Annotated in this window: 20 protein-coding genes; 16 read left to right on the top strand and 4 right to left on the bottom strand. The window is 59.2% G+C overall.

The features are described 5' to 3' along the window. Positions 1 to 154: 154 nt before the first annotated feature. Positions 155 to 907, top strand: coding sequence for a nuclear transport factor 2 family protein (locus ACR0AH_RS18600; RefSeq protein ID WP_170398377.1), 753 nt, complete (start codon positions 155 to 157; stop codon positions 905 to 907). 7 nt (positions 908 to 914) lie between these two features. On the opposite strand, the gene ACR0AH_RS18595 is transcribed toward ACR0AH_RS18600, so the two are convergent. Next, complete coding sequence (locus ACR0AH_RS18595) at positions 915 to 1,814, bottom strand: LysR substrate-binding domain-containing protein (protein ID WP_170398380.1); 900 nt, start codon at positions 1,812 to 1,814, stop codon at positions 915 to 917. Positions 1,815 to 2,031: 217 nt separating this feature from the next. Here ACR0AH_RS18595 and ACR0AH_RS18590 point away from each other — a divergent pair, with 217 nt between their 5' ends. Genes ACR0AH_RS18590 through ACR0AH_RS18580 form a run of 3 tightly spaced genes read left to right on the top strand, consistent with a single transcriptional unit; the run spans position 2,032 to position 6,568 of the window. Beyond that, the gene (locus ACR0AH_RS18590) at positions 2,032 to 4,224 is read left to right on the top strand and encodes a dehydrogenase E1 component subunit alpha/beta (protein ID WP_480593205.1); all 2,193 of its coding nucleotides are present in this window, start codon (positions 2,032 to 2,034) and stop codon (positions 4,222 to 4,224) included. Next, entirely contained in the window at positions 4,221 to 5,255 is a 1,035-nt protein-coding gene (locus ACR0AH_RS18585) for an ACP S-malonyltransferase (RefSeq protein ID WP_170425655.1), read from the top strand. The genes ACR0AH_RS18590 and ACR0AH_RS18585 overlap by 4 nt, the downstream gene beginning before the upstream one ends. A 41-nt stretch (positions 5,256 to 5,296) precedes the next feature. After that, positions 5,297 to 6,568, top strand: coding sequence for an NAD(P)/FAD-dependent oxidoreductase (locus ACR0AH_RS18580; RefSeq protein WP_480593202.1), 1,272 nt, complete (start codon positions 5,297 to 5,299; stop codon positions 6,566 to 6,568). A 2-nt stretch (positions 6,569 to 6,570) separates the two neighbouring features. Here the strand turns inward: ACR0AH_RS18580 and ACR0AH_RS18575 are convergent, their stop codons facing one another. Next, positions 6,571 to 7,272 carry an SDR family oxidoreductase gene (locus ACR0AH_RS18575; protein ID WP_223117393.1) on the bottom strand — a complete coding sequence of 234 codons (702 nt, stop codon included), beginning with the start codon at positions 7,270 to 7,272 and terminating at the stop codon, positions 6,571 to 6,573. Positions 7,273 to 7,375: 103 nt separating this feature from the next. Here ACR0AH_RS18575 and ACR0AH_RS18570 point away from each other — a divergent pair, with 103 nt between their 5' ends. Further along, positions 7,376 to 8,227 (top strand): LysR substrate-binding domain-containing protein, encoded by an 852-nt coding sequence (locus ACR0AH_RS18570; RefSeq protein ID WP_170398394.1) that lies wholly within the window; start codon positions 7,376 to 7,378, stop codon positions 8,225 to 8,227. Here ACR0AH_RS18570 and ACR0AH_RS18565 read toward each other — a convergent pair. Beyond that, a complete protein-coding gene (locus ACR0AH_RS18565; RefSeq protein WP_480593200.1) occupies positions 8,218 to 9,120 on the bottom strand; it encodes a LysR family transcriptional regulator in 903 nt (300 codons plus the stop codon). The two genes, ACR0AH_RS18570 and ACR0AH_RS18565, sit on opposite strands and share 10 nt — an antisense overlap. A 77-nt stretch (positions 9,121 to 9,197) precedes the next feature. Here ACR0AH_RS18565 and ACR0AH_RS18560 point away from each other — a divergent pair, with 77 nt between their 5' ends. The 5 genes from ACR0AH_RS18560 to ACR0AH_RS18540 all read left to right on the top strand — a co-directional run bounded on the left by ACR0AH_RS18560 (position 9,198) and on the right by ACR0AH_RS18540 (position 16,375). Then, entirely contained in the window at positions 9,198 to 12,410 is a 3,213-nt protein-coding gene (locus tag ACR0AH_RS18560) for a reductive dehalogenase (protein ID WP_480593198.1), read from the top strand. 129 nt (positions 12,411 to 12,539) lie between these two features. Next, the gene (locus ACR0AH_RS18555) at positions 12,540 to 13,406 is read left to right on the top strand and encodes an FAD binding domain-containing protein (protein WP_170398402.1); all 867 of its coding nucleotides are present in this window, start codon (positions 12,540 to 12,542) and stop codon (positions 13,404 to 13,406) included. Further along, on the top strand, positions 13,403 to 13,882 hold the full coding sequence (locus ACR0AH_RS18550; RefSeq protein ID WP_170408211.1) for a (2Fe-2S)-binding protein: 480 nt from the start codon (positions 13,403 to 13,405) through the stop codon (positions 13,880 to 13,882). The genes ACR0AH_RS18555 and ACR0AH_RS18550 overlap by 4 nt, the downstream gene beginning before the upstream one ends. After that, complete coding sequence (locus tag ACR0AH_RS18545) at positions 13,882 to 16,137, top strand: xanthine dehydrogenase family protein molybdopterin-binding subunit (protein WP_480593195.1); 2,256 nt, start codon at positions 13,882 to 13,884, stop codon at positions 16,135 to 16,137. Before ACR0AH_RS18550 ends, ACR0AH_RS18545 begins: the two co-directional genes overlap by 1 nt. Next, positions 16,130 to 16,375 carry a MoaD/ThiS family protein gene (locus ACR0AH_RS18540; protein WP_170408213.1) on the top strand — a complete coding sequence of 82 codons (246 nt, stop codon included), beginning with the start codon at positions 16,130 to 16,132 and terminating at the stop codon, positions 16,373 to 16,375. Before ACR0AH_RS18545 ends, ACR0AH_RS18540 begins: the two co-directional genes overlap by 8 nt. Positions 16,376 to 16,403: 28 nt before the next feature. Here the strand turns inward: ACR0AH_RS18540 and ACR0AH_RS18535 are convergent, their stop codons facing one another. Further along, positions 16,404 to 17,276: a LysR family transcriptional regulator gene (locus ACR0AH_RS18535; RefSeq protein ID WP_170733851.1), complete on the bottom strand. Its 873-nt coding sequence runs from the start codon at positions 17,274 to 17,276 to the stop codon at positions 16,404 to 16,406. Positions 17,277 to 17,375: 99 nt separating this feature from the next. Between ACR0AH_RS18535 and ACR0AH_RS18530 the strand changes: the two genes are divergently transcribed. From ACR0AH_RS18530 to ACR0AH_RS18505, 6 genes are all read left to right on the top strand, one after another. Continuing rightward, the gene (locus tag ACR0AH_RS18530) at positions 17,376 to 18,818 is read left to right on the top strand and encodes an aldehyde dehydrogenase family protein (protein ID WP_170398417.1); all 1,443 of its coding nucleotides are present in this window, start codon (positions 17,376 to 17,378) and stop codon (positions 18,816 to 18,818) included. After that, positions 18,818 to 19,795 carry a membrane dipeptidase gene (locus ACR0AH_RS18525; RefSeq protein WP_480593191.1) on the top strand — a complete coding sequence of 326 codons (978 nt, stop codon included), beginning with the start codon at positions 18,818 to 18,820 and terminating at the stop codon, positions 19,793 to 19,795. Before ACR0AH_RS18530 ends, ACR0AH_RS18525 begins: the two co-directional genes overlap by 1 nt. Beyond that, positions 19,795 to 21,477 carry a hypothetical protein gene (locus tag ACR0AH_RS18520; protein WP_480593208.1) on the top strand — a complete coding sequence of 561 codons (1,683 nt, stop codon included), beginning with the start codon at positions 19,795 to 19,797 and terminating at the stop codon, positions 21,475 to 21,477. Before ACR0AH_RS18525 ends, ACR0AH_RS18520 begins: the two co-directional genes overlap by 1 nt. Continuing rightward, entirely contained in the window at positions 21,474 to 22,103 is a 630-nt protein-coding gene (locus tag ACR0AH_RS18515; RefSeq protein WP_170398426.1) for a DUF3726 domain-containing protein, read from the top strand. Before ACR0AH_RS18520 ends, ACR0AH_RS18515 begins: the two co-directional genes overlap by 4 nt. 13 nt (positions 22,104 to 22,116) lie before the next feature. Next, entirely contained in the window at positions 22,117 to 23,127 is a 1,011-nt protein-coding gene (locus ACR0AH_RS18510) for an Ldh family oxidoreductase (protein WP_170566737.1), read from the top strand. A gap of 77 nt (positions 23,128 to 23,204) precedes the next feature. Next, positions 23,205 to 25,022 (top strand): BCCT family transporter, encoded by a 1,818-nt coding sequence (locus ACR0AH_RS18505; protein WP_480593188.1) that lies wholly within the window; start codon positions 23,205 to 23,207, stop codon positions 25,020 to 25,022. Positions 25,023 to 25,253: the final 231 nt, after the last annotated feature.

Raw genomic sequence — 25,253 nt, 5'->3', positions numbered from 1 at the left:
CAAGCGCGGGCGCAGCCCGCGCTTGCCTGGCCCCCTGCCGTCCGCAGGACGCAAGGCCGAAGGCCGCGCAGGGTTTGGCTGTTGCTGGCGTTGATGCCTGACACTTCGCCTGCCATTGTGATCACGGAGTAGTCAGACCTGAAGGGAACCCGGTATGGAGAAGTCCAACAAAGATCGCATATCTGCCCTGCTCAAAAGCATCGAAACGGGCGATCCGGGTCCGGTTTCAGTGGTAAATGAAGCACGATACATCCAGCACAATCCGCAAACCCATGAAGGCAGCGAAGGGCTTGCATCCCTATTCAAACGGCTGTCCCAGACCTCACCGCACGTGAATATCGTACGCGCCTTTGAAGACGGCGATTTTGTCTTCGCGCATACGGAATATGATTTCTCACGGCGGAATATCGGCTTCGAAGTGTTCCGGTTCGAAGACGGGCAAGCGGTAGAGCACTGGGACAATATCCAGAAACGGATGGGGCCAAACGGCTCGGATCACAGTATGGTGGATGGTCCGACCGAAGTTCGGGATGTCGAGAAAACCGAGGAGAACCGGGCCTTTGTTCGCGCCTTCGTCGAAACCGCGTTGATTGCCGGGAACCTCGACCAGATAGAGGCCTGTATCAACACTTCCGCTTACGTAGAACACAGTCCGCAGTTCTCTGATGATTTGACTGCCTTGAGGACCGCATTGGCCGATAGGAACGCCCTAAACTATCAGCATCTGCATCGGGTATTGGCGGAAGGGGATTTTGTACTGACCGTATGCGAAGGAGCGTATCAGGGCAAACACAGCGCATTCTATGATCTGTTCCGCGTTGCAGATGGAATGATCGTTGAACACTGGGATACGGTTGAGTCCATTGCACCACGCAGCGAATGGAAAAATGACAACGGTAAGTTCTGAGGTTGCGTTAGGCGTGGGCGTCTGCCCAAATCTGTTCACTGATCCAGGCTTGGAAAGACCGTAACGGCTCGGGCATCGAGCGGTCATTCGGCCAGACCAGATAATAGCTGCCAAGGCTCACGCGCGGCCCGTCCCATGCCTGGACAAGCCGCCCGGTGCGCAAATCATCCTGCACCAGATATGACGGTAACAGAGCCACGCCCAACCCATGAATCGTGGCCTGAATCATGGTCGAAAACTGATCGAACAGCATTCCCCGTAGGCCGGTGACGGGCTGGCCCTGTATCTCAAACCAGCGCTCCCAGGCATCCGGACGCGACTCCAGATGCAGCAGTGGCGCGGCGCGGAGAGCACCCAAGCTATTGAAATTGACAGCGGTAAGGGCAGGGGCGCAGACGGGCAGGACTTCTTCCCGCATGATCGGTAAATACTGAACGCCCGCCCAGTCTTGCTGACCGAAATGGATCGCGGCATCAAATGGTTCAGACATGAAATCAAACGGTTTGAGGCGGGTCCCCAGATTGACGGTGACCTCAGGGTGCCGTCGCGCAAAATCCTGAAGGCGGGGTGCCAGCCAATGCATGCCGAACGCGGGAAGGATCGATAGATCAAGTGACCCACCCGCCGGGTTGGCTTTGAGTTTCAGTGCGGCCTGCGCCAGATCCTGAACAGCAGACCTTGCGGTTTGCACATAGTCTTTGGCTGCTGGCGTCAAGTGCAATCGCATCTGGCTGCGCTCAATCAATTGCACGCCCAGCTGATCCTCCATCGTCTTCAATTGCCGGCTGATCGCGCTTTGTGTCAAGGACAGCTCAGCCGCAGCAGCAGATGCGCTGCCCAGCCGATCTACGGCTTCAAGCGCAAGCAAGGACGAGATTGAAGGCAAGAAACGGCGGGGTGCAATCATATGACAATTCCTCATACCTATTGAACGCAATAGCACTGGTTTTTTCCTACCGCCAGAGCGATGAGTGGTGCGCCACATCACTTTTGTGGTCGAGCGGGTGCCGTACCATCCGCGATCTTGAAATTCACGTCGGAGCGCGGGACAAATCAGCAAGCGGGTCGCGCCCGCGCAGAGGTTCCCCAAGGCCGATGACACCAACAAGACAAAAGCGAGAGACATGGACCGCGCCCAGATCGTACATGAGAATTTCCTGACCCGTGTCGCAAATCGTGATTTTCCCGACGGAGCCCCGCCGCGCGTCGGTCTGGGCGATTCTGAAGCCGTTTCGCTATTCCGGTCGCAAGTTCTCAGCCGCGCGTTGGATTGGACCAGCCGGGCGATGCAGAAGGCAGGGCAGGGGTTCTACACCATCGGCTCATCTGGCCACGAAGGGATGGCCGCCGTCGCGCACGCATTGCGCCCAAGCGATATTGCCTTTCTGCATTACCGGGATGCTGCGTTTCAGATCGCGCGCGCCGAACAGGTGCCGGGCCAGCAGATCGCGTGGGATATGCTGCTCAGCTTTGCGTGCTCGAAAGAGGACCCGACCTCGGGCGGGCGGCACAAGGTGTTGGGATCAAGGGCGCTGATGATCCCGCCGCAGACCTCGACCATCGCCAGCCATTTGCCCAAAGCCGTTGGTGCGGCTTATGCGCTGGGGGCAGCCCGGCGACATGCGCCCGAACATCGCGTGTTGCCGGAAGACGGGATTGCGATGTGTTCATTTGGGGATGCCTCGGCCAATCACTCCACCGCGCAGGGGGCGATCAACACGTCAGGCTGGACCAGTGTGCAATCGACACCGCTGCCGCTGCTGTTCGTGTGTGAAGACAACGGGATCGGGATTTCGGTCAAAACGCCCAAGGGCTGGATTCAGGCGTCGATGGAGCATCGTCCGGGGATCAAGTATTTTCAGGCCAATGGGTTGGACATTTATGAAACCCATGCGGTCGCGAAAGAGGCTGCAGATTATGTCCGCAAGCGCAGGAAACCGGCCTTCCTGCATCTCAGAACCGTGCGGCTTTATGGCCATGCCGGGGCGGATGTGCCCACGACCTATCTGCCGAAAACTGAGGTTGAGGCGGATGAGGCCAATGATCCGCTTTTGCACACCGTACGACTGCTGGATCAGGCGGGTGCATTGTCGCCGGATCAGGCGTTAAAAATCTACAGCGATACCTGCACCCGAACGGATCGTGTGGCTACAGAGGCTGCCAGCCGTCCCCATCTTGCCAATGCGACCGAAGTGATGGCAAGCCTGATCCCGCCTAAGCGCTCTTGCATACCGACCAACGGCCCGAGCGCTGAGGCGCGTGCGAAGACCTTTGGCGCAGATATGCGCGCGATGGATGAGCCGCAGCCGCTCAGCCGCCTGATCAACTGGGCGCTGACCGATCTGATGTTGGAACATGCCGAGATTGTTTGCATGGGCGAAGATGTGGGCCGCAAAGGTGGCGTTTATGGCGTCACACAAAAGCTGCAGCAACGCTTTGGTCCGGACCGCGTGATTGATACGCTGCTGGATGAACAATCCATTCTGGGTCTCGCGATCGGTATGGGCCATAACGGTTTCATCCCGATCCCCGAGATCCAGTTTCTGGCCTATCTGCACAATGCCGAGGACCAGATTCGGGGCGAAGCCGCAACTTTGCCGTTCTTCTCGAACGGGCAGTTTACCAACCCAATGGTGCTGCGAATTGCGGGGCTAGGATATCAGAAGGGCTTTGGCGGACATTTCCATAACGACAACTCTCTGGCCGTTTTGCGGGATATCCCTGGTGTCATCATCGCCTGCCCGTCGACCGGGGCCGATGCAGCACTGATGCTGCGCGAATGCGTGCGGTTGGCGCGCGAAGAGCAGCGGGTCGTGGTGTTTCTTGAACCGATCGCACTCTACCCGATGCGCGATCTGCATGCGGCGCAGGATGGCGGGTGGATGACCACCTATCCTGCGCGGGATCAGAAAATTGCGCTGGGCGATGTGGGAGTACACGGGGACGGCACCGATCTCGCCATCGTGACCTATGGCAACGGGCATTACCTGTCGCAACAGGCCCTGCCCGAAATTGAGGCGGCAGGTCTGAAAACCCGGATTATCGATATGCGTTGGCTAGCTCCTCTGCCGGTTGAGGCTTTGCGCGAAGCCACCAAAACATGCGCGCATGTTTTGATCGTCGACGAATGCCGCAAGACCGGCAGCCAGTCCGAGGCGCTGATGACTTTCTTCGCCGAACAAAGTTCTTCTACCCGAACTGCCCGCGTTGTGGCCGAGGATTGCTTTATCGCAACCGGCCCGGCCTATGCCGCGCCTCTTCCTTCGAAAGACGGTATCGTTGCCGCAGCGCTGGCTTTGACAGGAGCAGCCTCATGACCCGCACCGCCGTTGTGATCTGCCCGGGCCGGGGCACTTATAACAAGCCTGAGCTGGGCTATCTGCACCAACATCATTCGGATCGTATGGACTTGTTCCGCAGCTTCGACGCCATTCGCGCCGGAACCGGACAGGATGCGATTACTGCCTTGGATGGGGCTGATCGCTTTAGCGTCGGGAAGTACTCGCGCGGCGATGTGGCCTCACCCCTGATCTATGCTGCCGCGTTGGCCGATGCGCAGGCATTGGCCAACGATATTGAAGTCGTCGCCGTCACTGGTAACTCGATGGGATGGTATATCGCGCTGGCCGCCGCAGGGGCATTGACCCCTGGGAACGGGTTTCGCGTGGTCAATACGATGGGCACGCTGATGCAGAAGCACCTGATCGGCGGTCAACTGGTTTACCCATTCGTCGATGAGACATGGGCGAATGATCCTGCCCGCAAAGCCGCATTGCTGGATGAGGTGGCGAGGATCGATGCGTTGCGCGATCATTCTCTGGCGCTTTCGATCGATCTGGGCGGGATGCTGGTATTGGCAGGCAATGAGGCGGGTCTGACGGCGTTTGAGGCGGCACACCCCACCGTGCAGGATCGGTTCCCATTGCGGCTGGCCAATCACGCCGCCTTTCATACGGCGCTGCAGGCCCCGGTGGCGGCGGAAGGTCGGGCGCAATTGAGTTCTGATCTTTTTGCTCAGCCCAAGTTCCCGATGATTGACGGGCGCGGCAAAATCTGGTGGCCCGGCGCAACTGACACGAGTGAGTTGTGGGACTACACGCTGGGCCATCAGGTGACCGAGACCTATGACTTCACCCATGCGATCCAGACGGCCGCACGCGAGTTCGCGCCCGATCTGTTCATCGTCACCGGCCCCGGTGCAACGCTGAGCGGCGCGGTGGCGCAGTCACTAACACTGGGGCGCTGGCGGGGCATGACCGACAAGGCGTCATTCCAGTCGCATCAGGAGGCGGATCCATTCCTCATCGCCATGGGGCGGGCTGACCAGCGCGCCCTTGCAACCAACTGAGACTAGCCTGATGATCGGCGAAACTTTGGCGAGGCCCGGGCATGCGCGACTATGATCAATCGTTATGGCGGCAGACCTGTCGCGAGCGCATCGACACGCAAAAGCTGTCTGATGACGTAAGCGTTGATCTTGCCGTGATCGGCGGTGGTTACACCGGGTGTTCTGCGGCCTTGACCGCAGCAAAAGCGGGGGCTTCGGTGTGCCTGCTCGAAGCGCATCAGATCGGCCATGGTGGATCGGGGCGGAATGTCGGTCTCGTCAACGCAGGGCTTTGGCTGCCACCCGATCAAATTCGGTCGCATCTGGGGCAAATGGCGGGGGATCGGTTGATCGATCTGCTGGCTAACGCGCCGTCAGACGTGTTCGAGTTGATTGAAGCGCACGGGATTGACTGCGAGCCTGAGCGGCAAGGCACGTTGCATTGTGCTCATTCGGCCTCGGGCTTTGGTGATCTACGTACACGCCACGCACAGCTGAGCGCTTCTGGTGCGCCGGTCGAATTGCTCGATCCTGACGCGTCGCGCCAGCGGACGGGCAGTCCGGCTGTCCACGGCGCATTGTTTGACCCCCGCGCGGGTACAATTCAGCCGCTGAGCTATGCGGTGGGACTGGCCCGCGCCGCACAGAATGCGGGGGCGCAGATATATACGCAAAGCCCGGTTCGATCTTTGCGGCAGGAAGCCGGGGTTTGGGTGCTGCAGGGGGATGGTGGAACCGTACGCGCAAGATCGGTTATTCAGGCGACCAACGCGTATCATCTGGGCATCGCCGATACGGCACCAGACTATGTGCCGGTCTACTACTTCCAATACGCCACCGCGCCGCTGTCCCATAACCTGCGGGCCAGCATATTGCCCAAAGCAGAGGGATGCTGGGATACCGGCCTGATCATGACATCCTTCCGTTTGGATCGGGCAGGACGGTTTATCATTGGCGGTATGGGCGACCTATGCAGCGCCGGAGGATTTGCACACAAATCCTGGATCAAGCGCAAACTGGCTGCACTTTATCCGCAATTGGCGGATCAGCCGTTGATTGAGGGCTGGCATGGGCGGATTGCCATGACTTCGGATCATATTCCCAAAATCATTCTGATCGGTCCAAATGCGTTAGCAGCGCATGGGTTTTCAGGGCGTGGGATCGGGCCGGGCACCGTGTTCGGGCGTTTGATGGCCAAAAGCCTGCTCAAGGACGATCCGTCCCTGCTGCCGGTTCCGTCAGTGGCTGAGTATAGCGAAAACTGGACTGGTCTGCGCCGCGCTTTCTTCGAAACCGGCGCGGCGCTGACACATCTTGTTAAGGCGCGGTTCTGAATTCAGACAGACCGGGTGATGCCGCCATCGACGCGGATGTTCTGCCCGGTTATGTAGCCTCCGCCTTCGGAGGCGAGCATAGCCACGACCGAGGCGATCTCATCATAGCTGCGCCCGTAGCGACCCATCGGGATGCGTGCGCGGAACTCTTCCTTTTCCGGGAGGCTGTCGATGAAACCGGGCAAGACATTGTTCATGCGGATATTCTCGGCGGCGTATTTGTCCGAGAACAGCTTGGTGAAAGCAGCCAACCCAGCGCGGAATACGCCCGAAGTTGGAAAAACCGGGTCCGGTTCAAACGCAGCAAAGGTTGAGATGTTGATGATCGATCCACCGCCCTGCGTTTGCATGATCGGGGTCACCAGTCGGGTCGGTCGGACGGCATTCATGAAATAGACATCCATGCCGGTGTGCCAGTCCTCATCGGTCAGCTCCAGCACCGCTGCGCGGGGTCCGTGCCCGGCTGAGTTCACCAGCACATCGATCCGCCCCCAATGGGACATTGCAGCATCGACCAGTTTCTGCAGGTCATCATTCGACTGGTTCGAGCCCGTGATGCCCACGCCACCCAACTCATGCGCCAGCGCCTCACCCTTGCCTGACGAGGACAGGATGCCGACTTTGAAACCATCCGCCGCCAATCTGCGCGCGGAATCCGCGCCCATACCGCTGCCGCCTGCCGTGATCAAAGCTACTTTTTCCATCTTCACGCTCCTTTGCGATGTTTGGTATAAAGATGGCTGGCAGCGTTCACTTTGACCAATCAGTTCTATTGCGCATAGGCTGTAGAAAATCTACAGTCTAGTTATGCCCGCTCTTCCACCTCTCAATGCGATGCGCGCCTTTGAGGCCTCGGCACGCCACTTGAACTTTCGCTTGGCTGCGGAAGAAATCGGCGTAACCCAAGGGGCCGTTGCGCAGCAGGTGCGGGGGTTGGAGGCGCGGCTGGGCACTGCACTCTTTGAACGACTACCACGTGGGTTGCGCTTGACCGAAGCGGGGCGTCGGTTCCACGCGCCGCTGCGTCGGGCGTTTCGGCTGATTGAAGAGGCTGTCGATGAGCTGGCTGATCAGCGGCAGATCACGATCTCGGTCACGCCCAGCTTTGCCTCAAAATGGCTGGTGCCGCGTCTGAATGATTTTGTGACCCGCCATCCCGATATCTCGGTGCAGGTTGACGCGCGCGAGCGGTTGGCGGATTTCCAGTCTGATGGAATCGATATTGCAGTACGCCAGAGCCGTTCACCGGTTGCTCGAGATCTGCAAGCAACACCTTTGTTCTCGACCGAATTCGTTGTCGTGGGCAGTCCGGACCTCGCATCGCAAATTTCAGGTCCAGACGACCTGATGCAACACGTTTTGCTCAGCGATTCCCATGGGCTGTGGCCGTTGTTTCTTGAACGCGCCGGGGTCGAGGGGAAGCCGCGGATGATGAGTTTCAGCCAGACAAGTCTGGCGATAGACGCCGCTGTCTCGGGGCAAGGCTTTGCGCTGGCCAATGCGCCACTTGTGTCTGCGGAACTGGCTTCGGGTCGGTTGGTGCAGCCGCTCTCTGAGGTGCTGGTTGACGATTTGAGCTTTTTCATCGTCACCCCGCAGAAACCGCGCCAACCGGAGCTGGTGAAACAGATGCGCGACTGGTTGCTATCTCAGGTCTGAAGCGAGGCCGCAATCGCGTCGATCCGGTCGCGTAACCAACGATGTGCCGGGTCGTTGGCCGAGCGTTGGTGCCAGACCATATAGATTGACACTGCTTCGCATTTGAACGGCAGTGGCGCACTGTCCAGCGTGGCAAGCGGCCCGCATTTCATCAACTCCGTATCGGTCGAGATCAGGTCGCTGCCTTTCACGAATGGCGGGATCGCGTTGAAATGCGGCAGGGTTACGACGGGCGGTTTGATCTGGCTTTGATCCACGCCACGCATCACGGCACGGGCGTTGCGCCCGTCGGCAAATCGCACCTCAACATGATCGCTATTGCAATAGGATTGCCAATCCTCAGGCGGATCACGGTGAGCGGCATCATAGAATACCAACAACGGGCTGGTGATCAGCCGCTTCTGAAAGATATCCGGCCCGTCCGGTGGCAGCGGAGTGAGCATCAATTGACACCGGTCGCTGCGCAGCAAGTCCGGGTCGGGAACACCCGACGGGATGAACTCCAGCCGCAACCTGACGCCTTCGGCGCGTGTCGCCCGCAGAAGTTCGGGAAAGATCAACTCACGCGGCATGTCGTTGGTGGCGATCTGAATGTCCATCTGTTCGGACAGCGGATCAAACGGGCGACCTTCGGTCAGGGCGCGCATGTTATCCAGCACCTGTTGCACCGGCTCTTTCAACGACAAAGCGCGTTCGGTCGGGGTCAGCCCCTGTCCGGATCGGACAAATAGTGGATCGCCCAGCACTTGCCGCAACTTGCCCAGCGTATGGCTGATGGCCGATTGCGTCACCCCTAACCGGTCGGCAGCTTTCGACACCGAGCTTTCTTCGAGTATCGTCAGGAACACCCGTAGGACCTTGCCGTCCAGATCTGTGAAATCAATTCTGCTCATATCATTTATGATTATTCATGAATGGATTTGGTGTCCATGCCGGGGTAGGGGAAAGGGCAGCTAACTGGAGGCGCGCGATGGGGATCCGCTTTTTCTCGGACAAGAACAGACCTGTTCACATGGGTCCGTTCCCGCTGGAACGGCTGGCGCGGCAGGGTCGGATGCCTGATCTGGCGCAGGTCGAACCGATGTGTGCGCTTAGCTTTCGCAGGCCCGAGCAGCCCGAAAGCATCGTGAATGCGATGGGCGAGTTTCAGGCGATGATGGACGCAATTCGGGATGGATTTGTGAACCCCGTAGCATCGGAAATTCCTGCCAACCCAGCAGATCGTGCCAATCATCTGAAAGCGTTTGGCTATTTCAACGATGCGTCGATGATGGGCTGCGGGTCGCTACCCGCGGAGGCGATGCTGGCTGAGCCTCGGCGTAATCCGGATATCGACCGGCTGGCACATGCGCTAAGGACACGGCAAACCAAAACGCTGGCCTCAGGCATCGATGTGATCATGGCGGATCTAAAAGAAAGCATGGAGGCCGCGCCACGCCCGATGGACCGTCATCGCCATACGCTCGTGTTTCTCTATGAGTTCAACCGCGATCCGGACCCCTCGGAGCCCGGGTCCGATTGGATCATGGATGCGCAGGATCACCGCGCCTGTTTGCTTGCCACCGAGAATGCTGTGGTCATTGCCAACTACATCCGCCTCCTGGGTTTCGATGCGCGGGCGCATACGGCGATGTCCTCTGAGGTTGATCTGGGCAAGCTGGCAGTTGCTGCGGGTCTGGCCTCGGTTGAGGATGGTGCGGTTGTGGTGCCTTGGTTGGGTAAGCGGTTCGGATTGGCCGCTGTGACCACCGAAATGGAGATCGCGCATGACCGACCCTTGCGACCGCTGGCCGAACAACCGTGGTTCCGCACGCAAGGACCTGCATGGTGGCTGGGTGCAGGCTTCGCCAAGAACGCTGTGAACCGGGATGCCTATGCCAAGCGGCGCTATGTGGACGGGGCACATCCTTTTGAAAACCTCAAACGAGTCGACACACCGACCACCTATATCGACGAGCAAAACGTAGCCCGGGTGCCCAAACGCGCAGACATGTTTGCGCGGGCTCAGTTCGGCGACATGGGAAAATCGCTGCAGGATGCGACAAAGGGCGGGCATTACGTGCGCAAATCCGCCCCCAGCTTCGCCCAACGCCGCGCGCTGGGCGCATTTGTTTTGCTGCAGGACGGTGACAGCGCCGAGGCTGTACAGCCCACAGATACCGAAAGAAATGCCGCGAATATCAAGGCTGCAACCTATTTCCTTGGGGTCGACGCCGTCGGGCTCAGCCGGTGCCCCGAGTGGAGCTGGTATTCCCATGACGCCACCGGAGACGAAATCGTTCCGCCCCATGATCAGGCGATCAGCATGATCATCGACCAGGGCTATGAGACGATGGAAGGCGCCAGCGGGGATGACTGGATCAGTGTGGCCCAATCTATGCGCGCCTACCTGCGGTTTTCACTGCTGGGGGGCGTGATCGCGCAGCAAATCCGAAATCTCGGCTACAAGGCCAAGGCGCATACGGTGATGGATGGCGAGGTGCTGCAACCGCCGCTGCTGCTGTTGTCGGGGTTGGGCGAGGTCAGTCGGATCGGTGAGGTGATCCTGAACCCCTATCTTGGCCCGCGCCTGAAATCCGGTGTCGTGACAACCGACATGCCGATGACGCATGACAAGCCCATCGATTTCGGCCTTCAGACGTTTTGCGAAAGCTGCAACAAATGCGCTCGGGAATGCCCTTCGGGCGCGATCACTGCCGGGCCAAAGCTGATGTTCAACGGCTATGAAATCTGGAAATCCGACAGCCAGAAATGCGCCACTTACCGTATCACCACGCCCGGGGGGGCGATGTGCGGACGATGCATGAAGACCTGCCCATGGAATCTCGAAGGTATATTCAAGGAACGCCCGTTCCGATGGGCCGCGATGAATATTCCGCAGGCCGCGCCTGCATTGGCCAAACTGGATGACGCCGTCGGTAATGGTGGTCTGAATGACACCAAGAAATGGTGGTGGGATATCGAACTGGAAGCCGACGGAGCCTATCGCCCGTCGCAGCACCCATTGAACCGGCGGGACCTACAAAAAGACCTCGATTTGAAGTACGAGGATCAGACGCTTGCTGTCTACCCCGCTCCGCTCGCTCCGCACCCATGGCCCTATCCCTTCAACATGGACCGGGAAGCCGGAATTGCCGCCTATGAGGCGATGGTCACAGCTGAAGACTACAAAGCGCGCAAAGCGGCAGGCGATATGTCTGTGATCCACCGATATAAGGTCGCCGGGGACGCCCCGGTGATGCGGGTGGAATTAACCAAGGTCGACAAGATGACCTCGGATGTCACCAAGTACGAGTTCTCAACCCTCGACGGTGCGCCCTTGCCGAAATGGACTGCGGGCGCGCATCTGGACGTGCTGGTTTCGCCCGAATTCCTGCGGCAGTACTCGATGTCGGGCGATCCCTCCGACCGCAACACTTATCAGATCGGCGTGCTGCGCGAGGATGAGGGGCGCGGCGGCTCGGCCTTGCTGCATCGCATCTTCAACGAAGGGCGCAAGGTCTTCATCTCAAAGCCGATAAACCATTTTGAGCTGGACGAGACTGCAACCAAAACCTTCCTGATGGGCGGTGGTATTGGCATCACGCCGATGATTGCTTTTGCCCACCGACTACATGCGATGGGCAAACCGTTCGAGTTACACTATTCCGCCAGCACACGAGCAGGTGCCGGATATCTGGACGATCTGGCGGCTATGCCATGGGCCGATCACGTGCACTATCATTTCTCGGACGAAGGCACGCGGGCCGATCTGGAGGCTGTTCTGGGCGGATATCAGGACGGATGGCACGTTTATACCTGCGGCCCCGACCGCTATATGGACGGCGTCATTCACGCAGCCGAACGGCAGGGGTTTCCGGAAGGTGCACGGCATCTGGAGTATTTTTCGGTCCCGGAACAGCCCGAATATGAGAACCATCCGTTCATTCTGAAATTGGCGAAATCGGGTCGGGAGTTGACTGTTCCCGCTGACAAAGATGCGGCGCAGGTACTTAATGAGGCGGGCTTTCACGTGGATGTGAAATGCGCTGATGGGATCTGCGGGGTCTGCAAATGTGACGTGATTTCAGGTGAGATCGAACACCGCGATTTCGTTTTGTCCAACAAACAACGCGAAGGTGCGATCATACTGTGCCAAAGCCGGGCGGCCCGGGCAGACGGGGTGATCGAGATCGATCTGTGATTGCTCTCGATAAAACGACATTTTGAATCCCAAAAATTGGTCGTTCCAGCCATGGACGCCGCCGACTTGCTGCACTAACGTCCCCGGCGAACCCCAGTCTATCCTGATCAACAGGTGCGAGGTACTTTCATGGATTATCACAGCCCCGCCAGCTTTGCCGAGGCGTCGGCTCTGGCCGCAAATGCAACGGGCATCACTCGGTTTCTGGCAGGCGGCACCGATGTGCTGGTGCAGTTGCGCTCGGAATTGGTGACGCCCGATACGCTGATCGACATCAAGAAGATCGACGGCGTTAGCGAAATTACCCGCAATGCCGATGGCAGCTGGACGCTGGGCGTCGCCGCGACCGGCGCCGAGATGAGCGAGCACGCCGCGTTGGGCCGCGATTGGCCGGGTGTGGTCGAGGCGATGGACCTGATTGGATCGACTCAGGTACAGGGGCGTGCGACGCTGACCGGGAATCTGTGCAATGGCTCTCCGGCGGCGGACTCGGTGCCAGCGATGGTTGCGGCAGGCGTTACAGTCACCGTGACGGGCCCGGACGGCACACGAGAGGTGGCGGTCGAAGACATCCCGACGGGACCCGGCAAGACCTCACTGGCCAAAGGCGAACTGATCTCGGCGGTCAACATTCCAGCGCGTGGCGACAACGCCGGTGACGCCTATCTGCGCTTTATCCCGCGCACCGAGATGGATATCGCGGTGGTTGGTGTGGGCGTAAACTTACGACTGGATGGCGATACCATCACCGAGGCGCGCGTCTCACTGGGGGCTGTCGCACCAACCGTCTTGCTGGTTGAAGACTGCGCCAAAGCGCTGATTGGCAGCGCGTTGGATGACGCGGCGCTGGACGCGCTGGCTGCAGCGGCATCGGCTGCCTGCAATCCCATCGATGACAAACGCGGCACTATTGCATTCCGCACCGAAGTTGCTGGCGTTCTGGCCAAGCGCGCCGCAAAAATCGCCTATGCCCGCGCAAAGGGAGAAGACGTATGAGTAAGTTCCACGTATCCACCACCGTGAATGGGGACGCGGTCGAATACCTCTGCGACCCGCGCGAAACCCTGCTGGACTGTCTGCGCGACAAGCTGAACCTGACCGGCGCGAAAGAGGGCTGCGGCACCGGCGATTGCGGTGCTTGTTCGGTCAGCGTCGATGGCCGTTTGGTGTGTTCGTGTCTGATGCTGGGCGTCGAGGCTGAAGGTAAGCAGATCGAAACGGTTGAAGGGATCGCGGACGGCGACGTCCTGCATCCGCTGCAAAAGAAGATGATCGAGTATGCCGCCCTGCAATGCGGCATCTGTACCCCGGGCATTCTGGTGGCGGCCAAGTCGCTGCTGGAAAAGAACCCCAATCCCACCGAAGAGGAAACCCGGTACTGGCTGGCAGGCAATCTCTGCCGCTGCACCGGCTATGACAAGATTATTCGCGCCGTGATGGATACGGCGGCTGAGATGCGGGAGGCTTCGTAATGGCACTGGACGATCGCAAATCTGACTTCACCTTTGTCGGCACCCGACCCGATCGCCCTGACGGTCTGGACAAGGTGACGGGCCGCGCCAAGTTCGGTGCGGATATCTCAGCCCCCGGCATGTTGCATGGCGCCATCCTGCGTTCACCCCATGCCCATGCGCGGATCGTCAAGATTGATGCTTCAAAGGCCGAGGCCCACAAAGACGTCAAAGCCGTCGTGACCCGCGCCGATTTCGCCGATGTTCCGTTCAAGCCGGGGCTGGAAGGCGAATTCTGGAACGTGCTGGAAAATGTCATGGCGGGCGAAAAGGCTCTGTATGACGGCCACGCGGTAGCAGCAGTTGCAGCGACATCAGCCTTGGCGGCACGCGATGCGCTGAAGCTGATCGAGGTTGAATATGAAGTTTTGCCCCACGTCACAGATGTGGACAAGGCGATGGCCCCCGACGCGCCTGTCATCCGCGAAGGCGCAGCGGACTACTCGGTGCCCGAGGGGATGCACCCCAACGTAGTGCGCTATCACGAAAGCGGCCACGGAGATGTCGAAGCCGGATTTGCCGAGGCGGATCTGGTAATTGAGGACAGCTTCGTTACCGAGGCAACCCATCAGGGTTACATTGAACCTCATGCCTGCATGGGGTCTCTGGGTACTGACGGCAAAGGTGAGCTTTGGTGCACCACCCAAGGTCATTGGATCGCACAGAAAACCTGCGCGGCGTTGCTGGGCATCGAAACCTCACAACTGCGTGTGACCGCGTCTGAGATCGGCGGCGGCTTTGGTGGTAAGACCACTGTGTTCATCGAACCGGTTGCGTTGGCGCTCAGCCGCAAGGCCAACCGCCCCGTAAAGATCGTGATGACCCGGTCCGAGGTATTCCGTGCGACCGGCCCGACCTCATCGGCGTCGATGGATATCAAGATCGGTATGAAGAAGGACGGCACCATCACAGCAGCCCAGGGCATCTTCCGCCTGCAGGGCGGTGCCTTCCCGGGTGCGCCGGGCGACATGACTGCCATGTGTGCCTTTGCGCCCTACAACCTGACCAATGTACGTCAGGTCGGCTATGACGTGATGGCCAACCGCCCGAAACAGGCCGCCTATCGCGCGCCGGGCGCTCCGATGGGTGCGTTTGCGGTCGAATCTGTGTTGGATGAGCTATGCAATCAACTCGGCCTCGACCCGGTGGATGTGCGCCTAAGAAACGCCGCGCATGAAGGCACCAAAGCCAGCTATGGCCCGACCTATGAGCGTATAGGTCTTGTCGAAACGCTTGAGGCCGCCAAGGCGCATCCGCATTACTCGGCCCCGTTGAAGCTGGGGCAAGGGCGCGGGATTTCCTGTGGGTTCTGGTTCAACCATGGTGGTGAGACCTCGGTATCTCTAGCGCTGTCCGAGGACGGCTCGGCCCAAGTCATGGTCGGTACACCGGACATCGGCGGATCACGTGCGTCGATGGCTCTGATGGCGGCCGAGGTTCTGGGCATTCCCTACGAGAACATTCGCGTCACCGTCGCCGATACGGCAACGCTGGGTTACAATGATGTGAGCCACGGCAGCCGCGTGACCTATGCCTCGGGTCTGGCGACAATCAAGGCGGCGCGCCATGCGGTCGAGCAGCTATGTGCCCGCGCAGCGGCCAGTTGGGGAATTCCGGTTGATGCGGTGAAATGGGAGAACGGTTGTGCCGTGCCCTCAGGCCCCAATGCCGGTGACTTCGATCCGCGCCCGCTGGCCGATATCACCGCCCATATGGGCGCGACCGGCGGCCCGATCTCGGGCCATTTCGAGGCTACGCCGGAAGGCGCGGGTGTATCCTTTGGCACCCATATCGTGGATGCCGAGGTCGACCCGGAAACCGGCAAGACCAGCATCACCCGCTACACGGTCATTCAGGACGCGGGCAAGGCGATCCACCCGACCTATGTCGAAGGCCAGTATCAGGGCGGAGCTGCGCAGGGCATCGGCTGGGCGCTGAACGAGGAATATATCTATGGTGAGGATGGCCGCTTGCAGAACTCGATTTTCCTCGATTACCGCATCCCGGTCGCCAGCGATCTGCCGATGATCGACACGGTGATTGTCGAAGTGCCCAACCCCGGCCACCCGTTCGGTGTGCGTGGTGTGGGAGAGACCGGCATCGTGCCGCCCTTGGCCGCCATCGCCAACGCGGTCTCCAACGCGGCCGGGGTACGCCTTAAGCAACTGCCAATGTCCCCGCCGCGCATTCTTGCCGCGCTCAAGGACAATGGTTGAGGTCCACCTCTGGTCTAGCCTCCGGTCTTTGACCGGGGGTCGCGAGGTGGTCGAGGTTGAGGCCGCCACCACGGGCGAATTGCTGCAGGAACTGGTGCGTATACATCCCCGGCTGCAGGCACCGATCGATGCTGGGGTCTCGGTGGCGTTGGACGGGCGCATCATCGCGACCGGACTGTCCGAGCCGATTCCGGAAGGTGCCGAGGTTTATCTGATGCAGCGCCTCAGGGGCGGTTGAAGGCGAAAGGTCTAATCGACCCCCTCCCTCACGCGAAATCACGGGACAGGATGAACGCGCAACACTGCTCGGTCAGATCTTGGAAGCGCGAACGCTCGCGGACATAGAGATACACTTGCCTTTTGTCGTGAAGGTCCGTGATCGGGCGGTAAGACACCGCCTCCGGCAAGAATTCGGCAACGGTTTGAGGAAGCACCGTGATCCACTCGCCCGATCGCACCAGCGTGATCAATGAATGCGTGTTGTGAATTGTGATCTCGGCGTTTTTGATTGCCGTATGGAAAGCCGGCGTTTGAATCAGATCGCACAACGTGTTTCGGACAAAGGGTGCGGTGGCGATGTCGGGGATATTCAGCGGTTCTGCGCGTGTGATCAGAGGATGATCCGAGGCCGCGACCAATCCAAAGGAGTCCTGAAATAGTGGAATGGTTTGGATGCCGTTCAGGGCGTGATACCCGGATGCGATTCCGATATCTGCCTGATCCTGAGCGATGGCATCCAACACCTGCTGCGTGTCGGTGTCGCGCAGCTCGATCTTCACCCCGGGGGATTCGCTGCTCATGTGGTGCAATAGTGGTGGAAAGATCAACGCGCCAACCGACGGGACGGATACGATCCGGATCAATCCCTGTTCAGCCAGCGCGGCGGCCTCGATATTCTGGACGGTCTGATCGAATTGGCGCACTTGCCGCAAGCCCAGATCGAGTACCTGCTCACCCAGCGGGGAAAGCTGGTTCTTGCGCTCGCCTTCGAACAGCTTTTTGCCCAGATGGTCTTCGAGCTGCTTCAATGTCATCGAGACGGCTGATTGCGTTCGACCAAGGCGGTCGGCGGCCTCGGACAGGTTCCCGGTCTGGGCCACCGTGCAAAAGCAACGCAGCATCTCAATCTTGATTGCCAACTTCAGGTTCCTTGAAGTTTGTTTAAGTTATTTGAGTTTGACTGATTTGCATCGGAAAATCCATCCTGTGACAAACGAATTCTGACTCTGGGGCGCATTGTGACCAAACTGAACCTGATCGCTGGCGAATGGCTGGCAGGCGAAAGCGAAATCGAAAACCGCAACCCTTCTGATCTGACTGACCTGGTTGGTATGTTCGCGCAAGCCAGCAGCGACCAACTTGAAGCGACGCTGGATCAGGCACGTGTCGCGCAAGCTGAATGGGCTGCCTATGGGCTGGAACGTAAGCAGGCAGTTCTGAACGCCATCGGTAACGAGCTGATGACCCGCGCCGAGGAACTGGGCACGTTGCTCAGCCGGGAAGAGGGCAAACCGCTGGCCGAGGGTAAGGGTGAGGTCTATCGAGCGGGTCAGTTCTTTACCTACTACGCCGCTGAATGTCTTCGTCAGATTGGGGAAAACGCCGACTCCGTTCGACCCGATATCGAGATTGACGTGCGCCGCGAAGCGGTGGGTGTTGTCGCCATTATCAGCCCGTGGAACTTTCCCACCGCGACCGCTTCGTGGAAGATTGCGCCCGCGCTGTGCTATGGCAACGCTGTAGTGTGGAAACCGGCGAACATCACCCCGGCCTCGGCCGTGGCACTGACCGAAATCATCGAACGGCAGGACATTCCCAAAGGTCTGTTCAGCCTCGTTATGGGCTCAGGCCGCAGCATCGGGCAGCGTTTGGTCGAAAGTCCTAAGGTCAACGCGATCTCTTTCACCGGCTCGGTTCCAGTAGGCAAGGGCATCGCGGCGGCGGCGATCCAGAACCTGACCAAAGTTCAGATGGAGATGGGGTCCAAGAACGCGCTGGCCGTGATGGACGACGCGGATTTGGATCTTGCGGTTTCGCTGGCATTGGGCGGCGCATTCGGCGGCACCGGTCAGAAATGCACCGCCTCGTCGCGGCTGGTGGTGCATGCAGGCATCCATGATGCTTTTGTCGAGAAACTCGTCGCAGGCGCGCAGGCGATGAAAGTTGGCCACGCGCTGGAAGAAGGTGTTCAGATGGGCCCCGTCGTAAGCCAGCAGCAACTAGGCGAGAACCTCGCCTATGTCGATCTAGGTAAATCTGAAGGGGCCGAACTGGCCTGCGGTGGACAGCGCCTAGAGATGCCGCATGAGGGCTTCTACATGTCGCCGGGCGTGTTCCTGAACACCACCAACGACATGCGCATAAACCGCGAGGAAATGTTCGCGCCGCTGACCAGCGTCATCAAGGTCGGCAGCTATGACGAGGCGCTGAGCGTGGTGAACGACACCAATTTCGGCTTGACCTCGGGCATCGTGACCAAATCTCTGGCCCGCGCCACCCATTTCCGCCGCAACGCGCGCACCGGCGTGGTGACCGTGAACCTGCCTACGGCAGGCACCGATTATCACGTACCCTTTGGCGGTCGCGGCGACAGCTCTTATGGGCCGCGCGAACAAGGCAAAGCAGCGGCAGAGTTCTATACCACCGTCAAGACCGCCTATATCAGCGCGGGCCCCGTCTGATGCGTATCGACGGGCTGCAATATGCCAACTGGTCGGAGAAGATTTTCCGCCAACTGCGCGAAGGCGGCGTGGATGCGATCCACGTCACCATCGCTTATCATGAGAATTTTCGTGAAACCGTTCTGAACTTTGAGAAATGGAATCGCTGGTTCGAGCAATACCCGGACCTGATCATGAAAGGCCGTTGGGCCAGCGACATCGACATCGCGCGCGAAACGGGGCGGACGGCTGTGTTCTTCGGGTTTCAGAACCCATCCCCGATCGAAGACGATATCGGTCTGGTTGAGGTTCTACATGATCTGGGCGCTCGCTTCATGCAGCTGACCTATAACAACCAGTCGCTGCTGGCGACCGGCTGTTACGAGGCCGAAGACACCGGCATCACCCGCATGGGCAAGCAGGTGATCAAAGAGATGAACCGCGTGGGCCTTGTTGTCGACATGAGCCATTCGGCGGATCGGTCGACCATCGAAGCGGCGGAATTGTCCGAGCGCCCCATTGCCATCACCCATGCCAATCCGCACGAATGGTCACCTGCTTTGCGCAACAAGCGCGATGCGGTGATCCGGGCGGTGACGGAAAATGGTGGGATGCTGGGCTTTTCGGTCTATCCTCATCACCTGAAGGACAAGTCCGACTGCACGTTGGAGAGTTTCTGCGAGATGATCGCCCGCACGGCAGATACATATGGCGTCCAGCATCTGGGGATTGGCACCGACCTGTGTCAAGATCAGCCCGACAGTGTGGTTGAATGGATGCGCGTGGGGCGCTGGACAAAACAGATCGACTATGGCGAGGGTTCGGCCTCGGCCCCCGGTTTCCCGCCAATGCCGGGCTGGTTTCGGGACAATCGCGACTTCGGCAACATCGAGTCCGGCTTGCGCGCCACTGGCATGAACTCCGACGAGGTCGCGGGGATCATGGGCGGCAACTGGTACCGCTTCTTTGCCGATAATTTTGAGCCACAAGGCACATGATGGACCAAAACCCGCATATCGCACGCCGCGACCCGGCCACTGTGATGCGCCTGTCCCGTCTAGGATCGTTGCATCAATGCCGTCTAAGTTTCATGCGGCAATTGACCCGTCGGATGGCTGCCGAAAACTGGACGTTCACCCGCCCAGTCTTCCAGATTGATGAAAAGGGCGTCGGTCACGCGGTCTACACTGCACAAGGTCCGGAACGCGCTTATTCGTTGGTGGCGTTTGCCCATGATCTGCCACCCGAGCAACGCTCGGATCGTGTGATCGCCGAGGCATGGGACGCGACCTTTGCGTTGTTTGACGGAATTCCTGACCCGGAAGACATTGAGCGGCTTTCGCAAAACGTACCTCTGCAAGAGGCCGGGCGTGTAAGCGAAAGCGAGCTGTCCTTGTCACGGGCCAACCGCTCGGTGCGTCTGTGGGCACATGTCGTGGATCGTCTTGCCACCGGTCAGCAGCCCGACCTCGAACAGATTTACAAGGTCGGTTACCTGATGCGGACAACCGCCGTGTATGGCTCGGGCAAGTTCGGCGCGGCAGATCGTGAGAGGATTGCAGACCGAGGCGAAGTCAGCGCGCCATTTCAGGCCGAGATGCTTTCGGTCTACCTGACGCGGACCTTCGTGCGCGATCTGGTGCAACATATGGCCCGCGCCAAGGGTGGCGACCAGACCGCAGAGTTGAACCCGGAAATCGCGCGTTGGCTGGGTATAGGCAATTCGACCGGGCTAGGTATGGCACCTTTCATCGTCAATCACCCGATCCTGTTCAACAACTGGATCATGGTCCGGGAAGAGGCGATCTCGCGGGTTCGGTCCATTGAGACCGCAACAGAGGCAGAAGCGGCCAATTTTCGCAACATCTTCGCCAGTAGCAAATTGTCGATCTCGTGGTGGAAGTCCGAACATCCAATCCAGATCGAAAAGCTTGCGGCGCTGAATGCTGACTTGTGCGCAATATCGGACTATCTCGACAAGACCGATCTGACGGGCAATCAGCCGTGGGACCGCTTGATATTGTGGTCTCAGGCTGCGCTCAGCGAAGAAGGGCAGGAGTTGCTGGCCTCGCTGATCCTTGAACCCTACGGAGAACTGGTCGATGGGCTGACCAGCTGTATGGCAGACAGCAACAGTGCGGCGCATGTGATTGATGGCACGATGACCGTTGGCGCGGTGCGCGACCTGATCCGCGCCAGCTTTGGCTGGGCAATGGGTCTGGACTGGAACGCGCCCGAACACTGCGCGCGCGCTTGGTATGTGTCCGAGGAAAAGCTCGAGCCCCGGCTGGGTGAGCGGTTTGACGAACCGATTGCAGACTACGAACAGCCGCTTGCCCCGGCGCGCGACGCGGCTCTGGCCGAAAGCGCGCTTTCGGAATGGGCGGATGGTGCACCCATCGCCGAGTTCCTACTTGAACACCCTGAACACCGCCACACGATCCGTCGCGCGCAAATGAGCCGCGTCGCGCCTTACGGCGAAATTCGCGACAACACGATCAGCGCGGATGTTCTGCCGATCAACATGCTGCGTGCCAAACTCTCGTTCTTTGGTGCCACGCATTTCGATCCTCGTTCAGACCGCTGGGTACGTATCTGCATGTATGCTGGCGCGCCTTATCCCGAAGAGTTAAGCAGCAAGACTGCCGATCTGTGGGTCTATCCGGAGCTTGGACCGTGAACGTATCGCTGAATGAGGTCGAAGCCACGGCCAAACGCGCCGCGCGCGGAGCCGGATACCCCTGGGGACTGGCGGAAGAGGTCGGCAAAGCCACACGTTGGCTATGCGCGCACGGGATTGATGGCACGAATTCCCTTGCGCAATTGTTGGAGCAAGGTCTGGCGGCCTCGCTCAAGAATCACCGCCCGGTTGAGATGCAGTCGGCTTGGGCGGGGCAAGGCGTGCTTTGCCCGATCATCACGGGCGCGTTGCTTTCTGATCGGTCTGACCTGCTGCACGCAGGTCCCATACGTATCCAGAAGCTCGCAGTACCTGTCTTTTTGCTGCCCTTCGTAGCCTCGGCAGCGCGCGCCCAGAATAACGTGATCACGCATACGTGCGATCTGTTCAGGGCCGCAACGGATGGCGGTCGTCTGGAGGCGGGGCAGGATTGGCCATCGTTTTCTGATCACACCCAGATCACGCTGGGCGGCCAACTTACCACCCCTCGACCGCACGTGACCCGCGCATCCCCGGACCCGGTTTGCTGGGACACCCTCAACCGATTTGCCCATCGCACCTACGCGCCTGCTACCGAAGAATCCCGACTGTTGGGTGCCGGCGCTGGCCTGTCCGACAATGACTGAATGAGAGAGCGACATGATCGAAACCCGTACCCTTAGCCTAGCTGAAATCGAGGATCTTTCTTTCCGTGCGTTGGTGTCCGCGGGCACCAGCGAAGAAAACGCGCGCCCATTGGCAATTGCAACCGCCGCAACCGAGGCGGACGGGGTGGCGAGCCATGGTCTGGCCTATATCCCGATCTATTGCGAACATGTTCAGTGCGGCAAGGTAGATGGGCAGGCCACCCCTCAGCTGTCCCAGCCGCGCCCCGGCGTAGTGACGGTCGACGCCGCGACCGGGTTCGCCCACACGGCGATCGACGCGGGGTTCGAGGCATTGATCGCTGCGGCGCGCACGCAGGGCGTTGCGGTGCTGGCGATCCGCAACAGCTATAACTGCGGCGTTCTGGGTTATCACACCTACCGGCTGGCGCAGGCTGGTTTTGTGGGACTTGGGTTCACCAACGCGCCCGCCTCCATCGCGCCGTCCGGTGGTGCCAAACCGGTGGTCGGAACCAACCCATTTTCAATCGCGGTCCCTGGAAACGACGGCCAACCCGCATTACTGATCGATCAAAGCGCCAGCACCATCGCCAAAAGCGAGGTCATGAAACACGCGCGCGAAGGCAAACCAATCCCGGTTGGCTGGGCGTTGGACGCAGATGGCAACCCTACGACCGACCCGAATGTTGGGCTTAAGGGTTCCATGGCCCCATCGGGTGGGTACAAAGGGGTTGGCGTTGCCCTGATGACCGAGGTTTTGGCTGCAGCGCTGACCGGTGCCACGCTTGGGATACACGCCTCACCTTTTTCGGGAACCGCCGGTGGGCCTCCGAAAACAGGCCAGTTCTTTATTGCAATTGACGCTTCTGCGACTGCGGATGACGCATTTTCTTCCAGAATTGTCGATCTTGTCGAAGCGATCCGATCTCAGAACGGCGCACATTTGCCCGGTGACGGCCGCCAGGCAAAGCGTTTGGTGGCCAAGAACGATGGTGTGGCTGTCAGTGTAGCGACCCTCGACAAAATAGAAGCTCTGCTGACGTAGGGCTCGATGGCGAAGCTCCGGGACGCTCATGAAGATCTTTCTGGAAATCAGGACACGTGCGAATAGGGAGGAAACACATGTCTATGAAGGAACCTTTTACCGATCTGGAGATCAAGCGATCTTCGGGTGGGTTTTATGAAGGGCACAGTGTTGAGATTGCCTTGCTGAGCAAGTCAATCATGGTCGCGCTGGTTATCTGGGCACTTGTCTGGCCCGCAAATGCAAACGGAGTTCTTGGAAGTCTGAACTCGCGTCTGCTGGAAGATTTTAACGCCTTCTATATCGTTATTGTCGGCTTTTTTGTCTTTTTCCTGTTTGTCGTGGCGGCGTTGCCGCAAACCGGTAAGCGGCTTATGGGCCCAGAGGGCGAAAAACCAGAATTCTCGGATTTCTCATGGTTTTCGATGATGTTTGGCGCGGGCTTGGGCGTCGGTCTCATGGTGTTCGCTACCGCTGAGCCTTTAGGGCTGTGGGGATCGAACCCGGTTGTCATCGCGGGCGATGTCGTCGGAAATAGCGAAGACGCATTGCAGTCGGGATATCGCTACACTTTCCTGCATTACGGGTTTCACGCCTGGGCGATCTATGTGGTGACCGGCCTGTCGCTGGCCTATTACGCCTACACGCGCAACATGCCCCTGACTATTCGCACCGCGCTGACACCTCTGTTCGGCAAGCTGATGAACGGCTTCCTGGGCCACGTCGTGGATGTGCTGGGCGTGGTAGCAACCATTTTGGGTGTTTCAGTTACCATCGGGTACGGGGTTTCGCAGTTCATCGACGGCCTATACGCCATTTCGGGTATGGAATGGATGATGGATCTGACCGGTGACGCACCAGCCCCCAGCACTGTTGGTCTGCTGGCTGGCCTCATTGTGATCATGGGCCTCTCGATCATCTCGGCTGTCTCTGGTGTTGGTCGTGGCGTCAAGTACCTGTCTAACCTGAACCTGGTGTTGTCGCTGATCCTGTTGCTGGTCTTTGTTGTCTTTGGGTCGTTCCTGTTCGCGATGACGACTTACGCAACTGCATTTGTCGATTACATCCTGCACTTCATTTCGCTCAGCTTTGGTGCTTTCAATCCGCAATCGGCGGCGGCGTTTGATGCTGCCCTGCCGAGTGAAGCAGCGCCGTTTGCCGATGCGCTTTATGCCGGTGCGACCAATCCTTGGGGATCGTTTGACGGGTTCAAATCTGGCCTGGAAGGCGACGCCGCCGCGCTGCCGGAATCTGTTCTGGCTTCGGTCTACGCCGCAGGTGATCCGGGTCGGCAGTTTGGCTGGCAAGCGGGTTGGACCACGTTCTACTGGGCCTGGTGGATCGCGTTTTCGCCTTTCGTCGGCCTGTTCCTGGCACGCATTTCCAAGGGACGCTCTGTGCGTGAGTTCATCATCGGTTGTGTCTTTGCCCCTGCGCTGGTCTGCTTTGCGTGGATGACCATTCTGGGTGGCACCGCGATCGATCTAGAACTGAATGGCACCGCCGAAGGCGCCATCATCGGCGCGTCAAACACCGCCAAGCTGTTTGTCACCTTGCAAGAGATGATCACCGGTGGGCTGTTGTCTGGCATCACCGTGATGTGCGTCGTCCTGATCATGACCTTCCTGGTCACCTCGGCGGACTCGGGCATTCTGGTGATGAACACCATCATGTCTGGCGGAGATCAGAACATCGGCAACAAGCACAAGATCGTCTGGGGCCTTATCCTGACAGCGGTGATTGGCGCTCTGATCCTCGCTGCGGGTGAAAACAATCCGATGGACGCCTTGCGAAATGCGATGATCATCGGTGCGCTACCCTTTACGATGGTCATGGGCCTGATGTGCATAGCGCTCGCCAAGGCGCTTTATCGCGATGGTCTGAGGCAAAAGCAGACCACGGCACCTGCGGAATAAACCTAGGCACGGGCGGTTGTGATGCAACCGCCCGCTGTCATCAGGCGCTTGCGCGCGTCAACTTCAACTCAATTCAATGAAAATGCCAGTGGCTGAGACGCCACGTGATCGTGCACCACTCGAAGCATTATGTCGGACGTGAAGATGGTGCTGCTGGAGAGAATTGAACTCTCGACCTCTCCCTTACCAAGGGAGTGCTCTGTGTGACGCTAGAGGCACAAGGCAACCAGA

The organism is Ruegeria sp. AM5, assembly GCF_056540645.1.
Note: the sequence above shows the minus strand (reverse complement) of the source record. Positions and strands in the feature narration are given on the sequence as shown.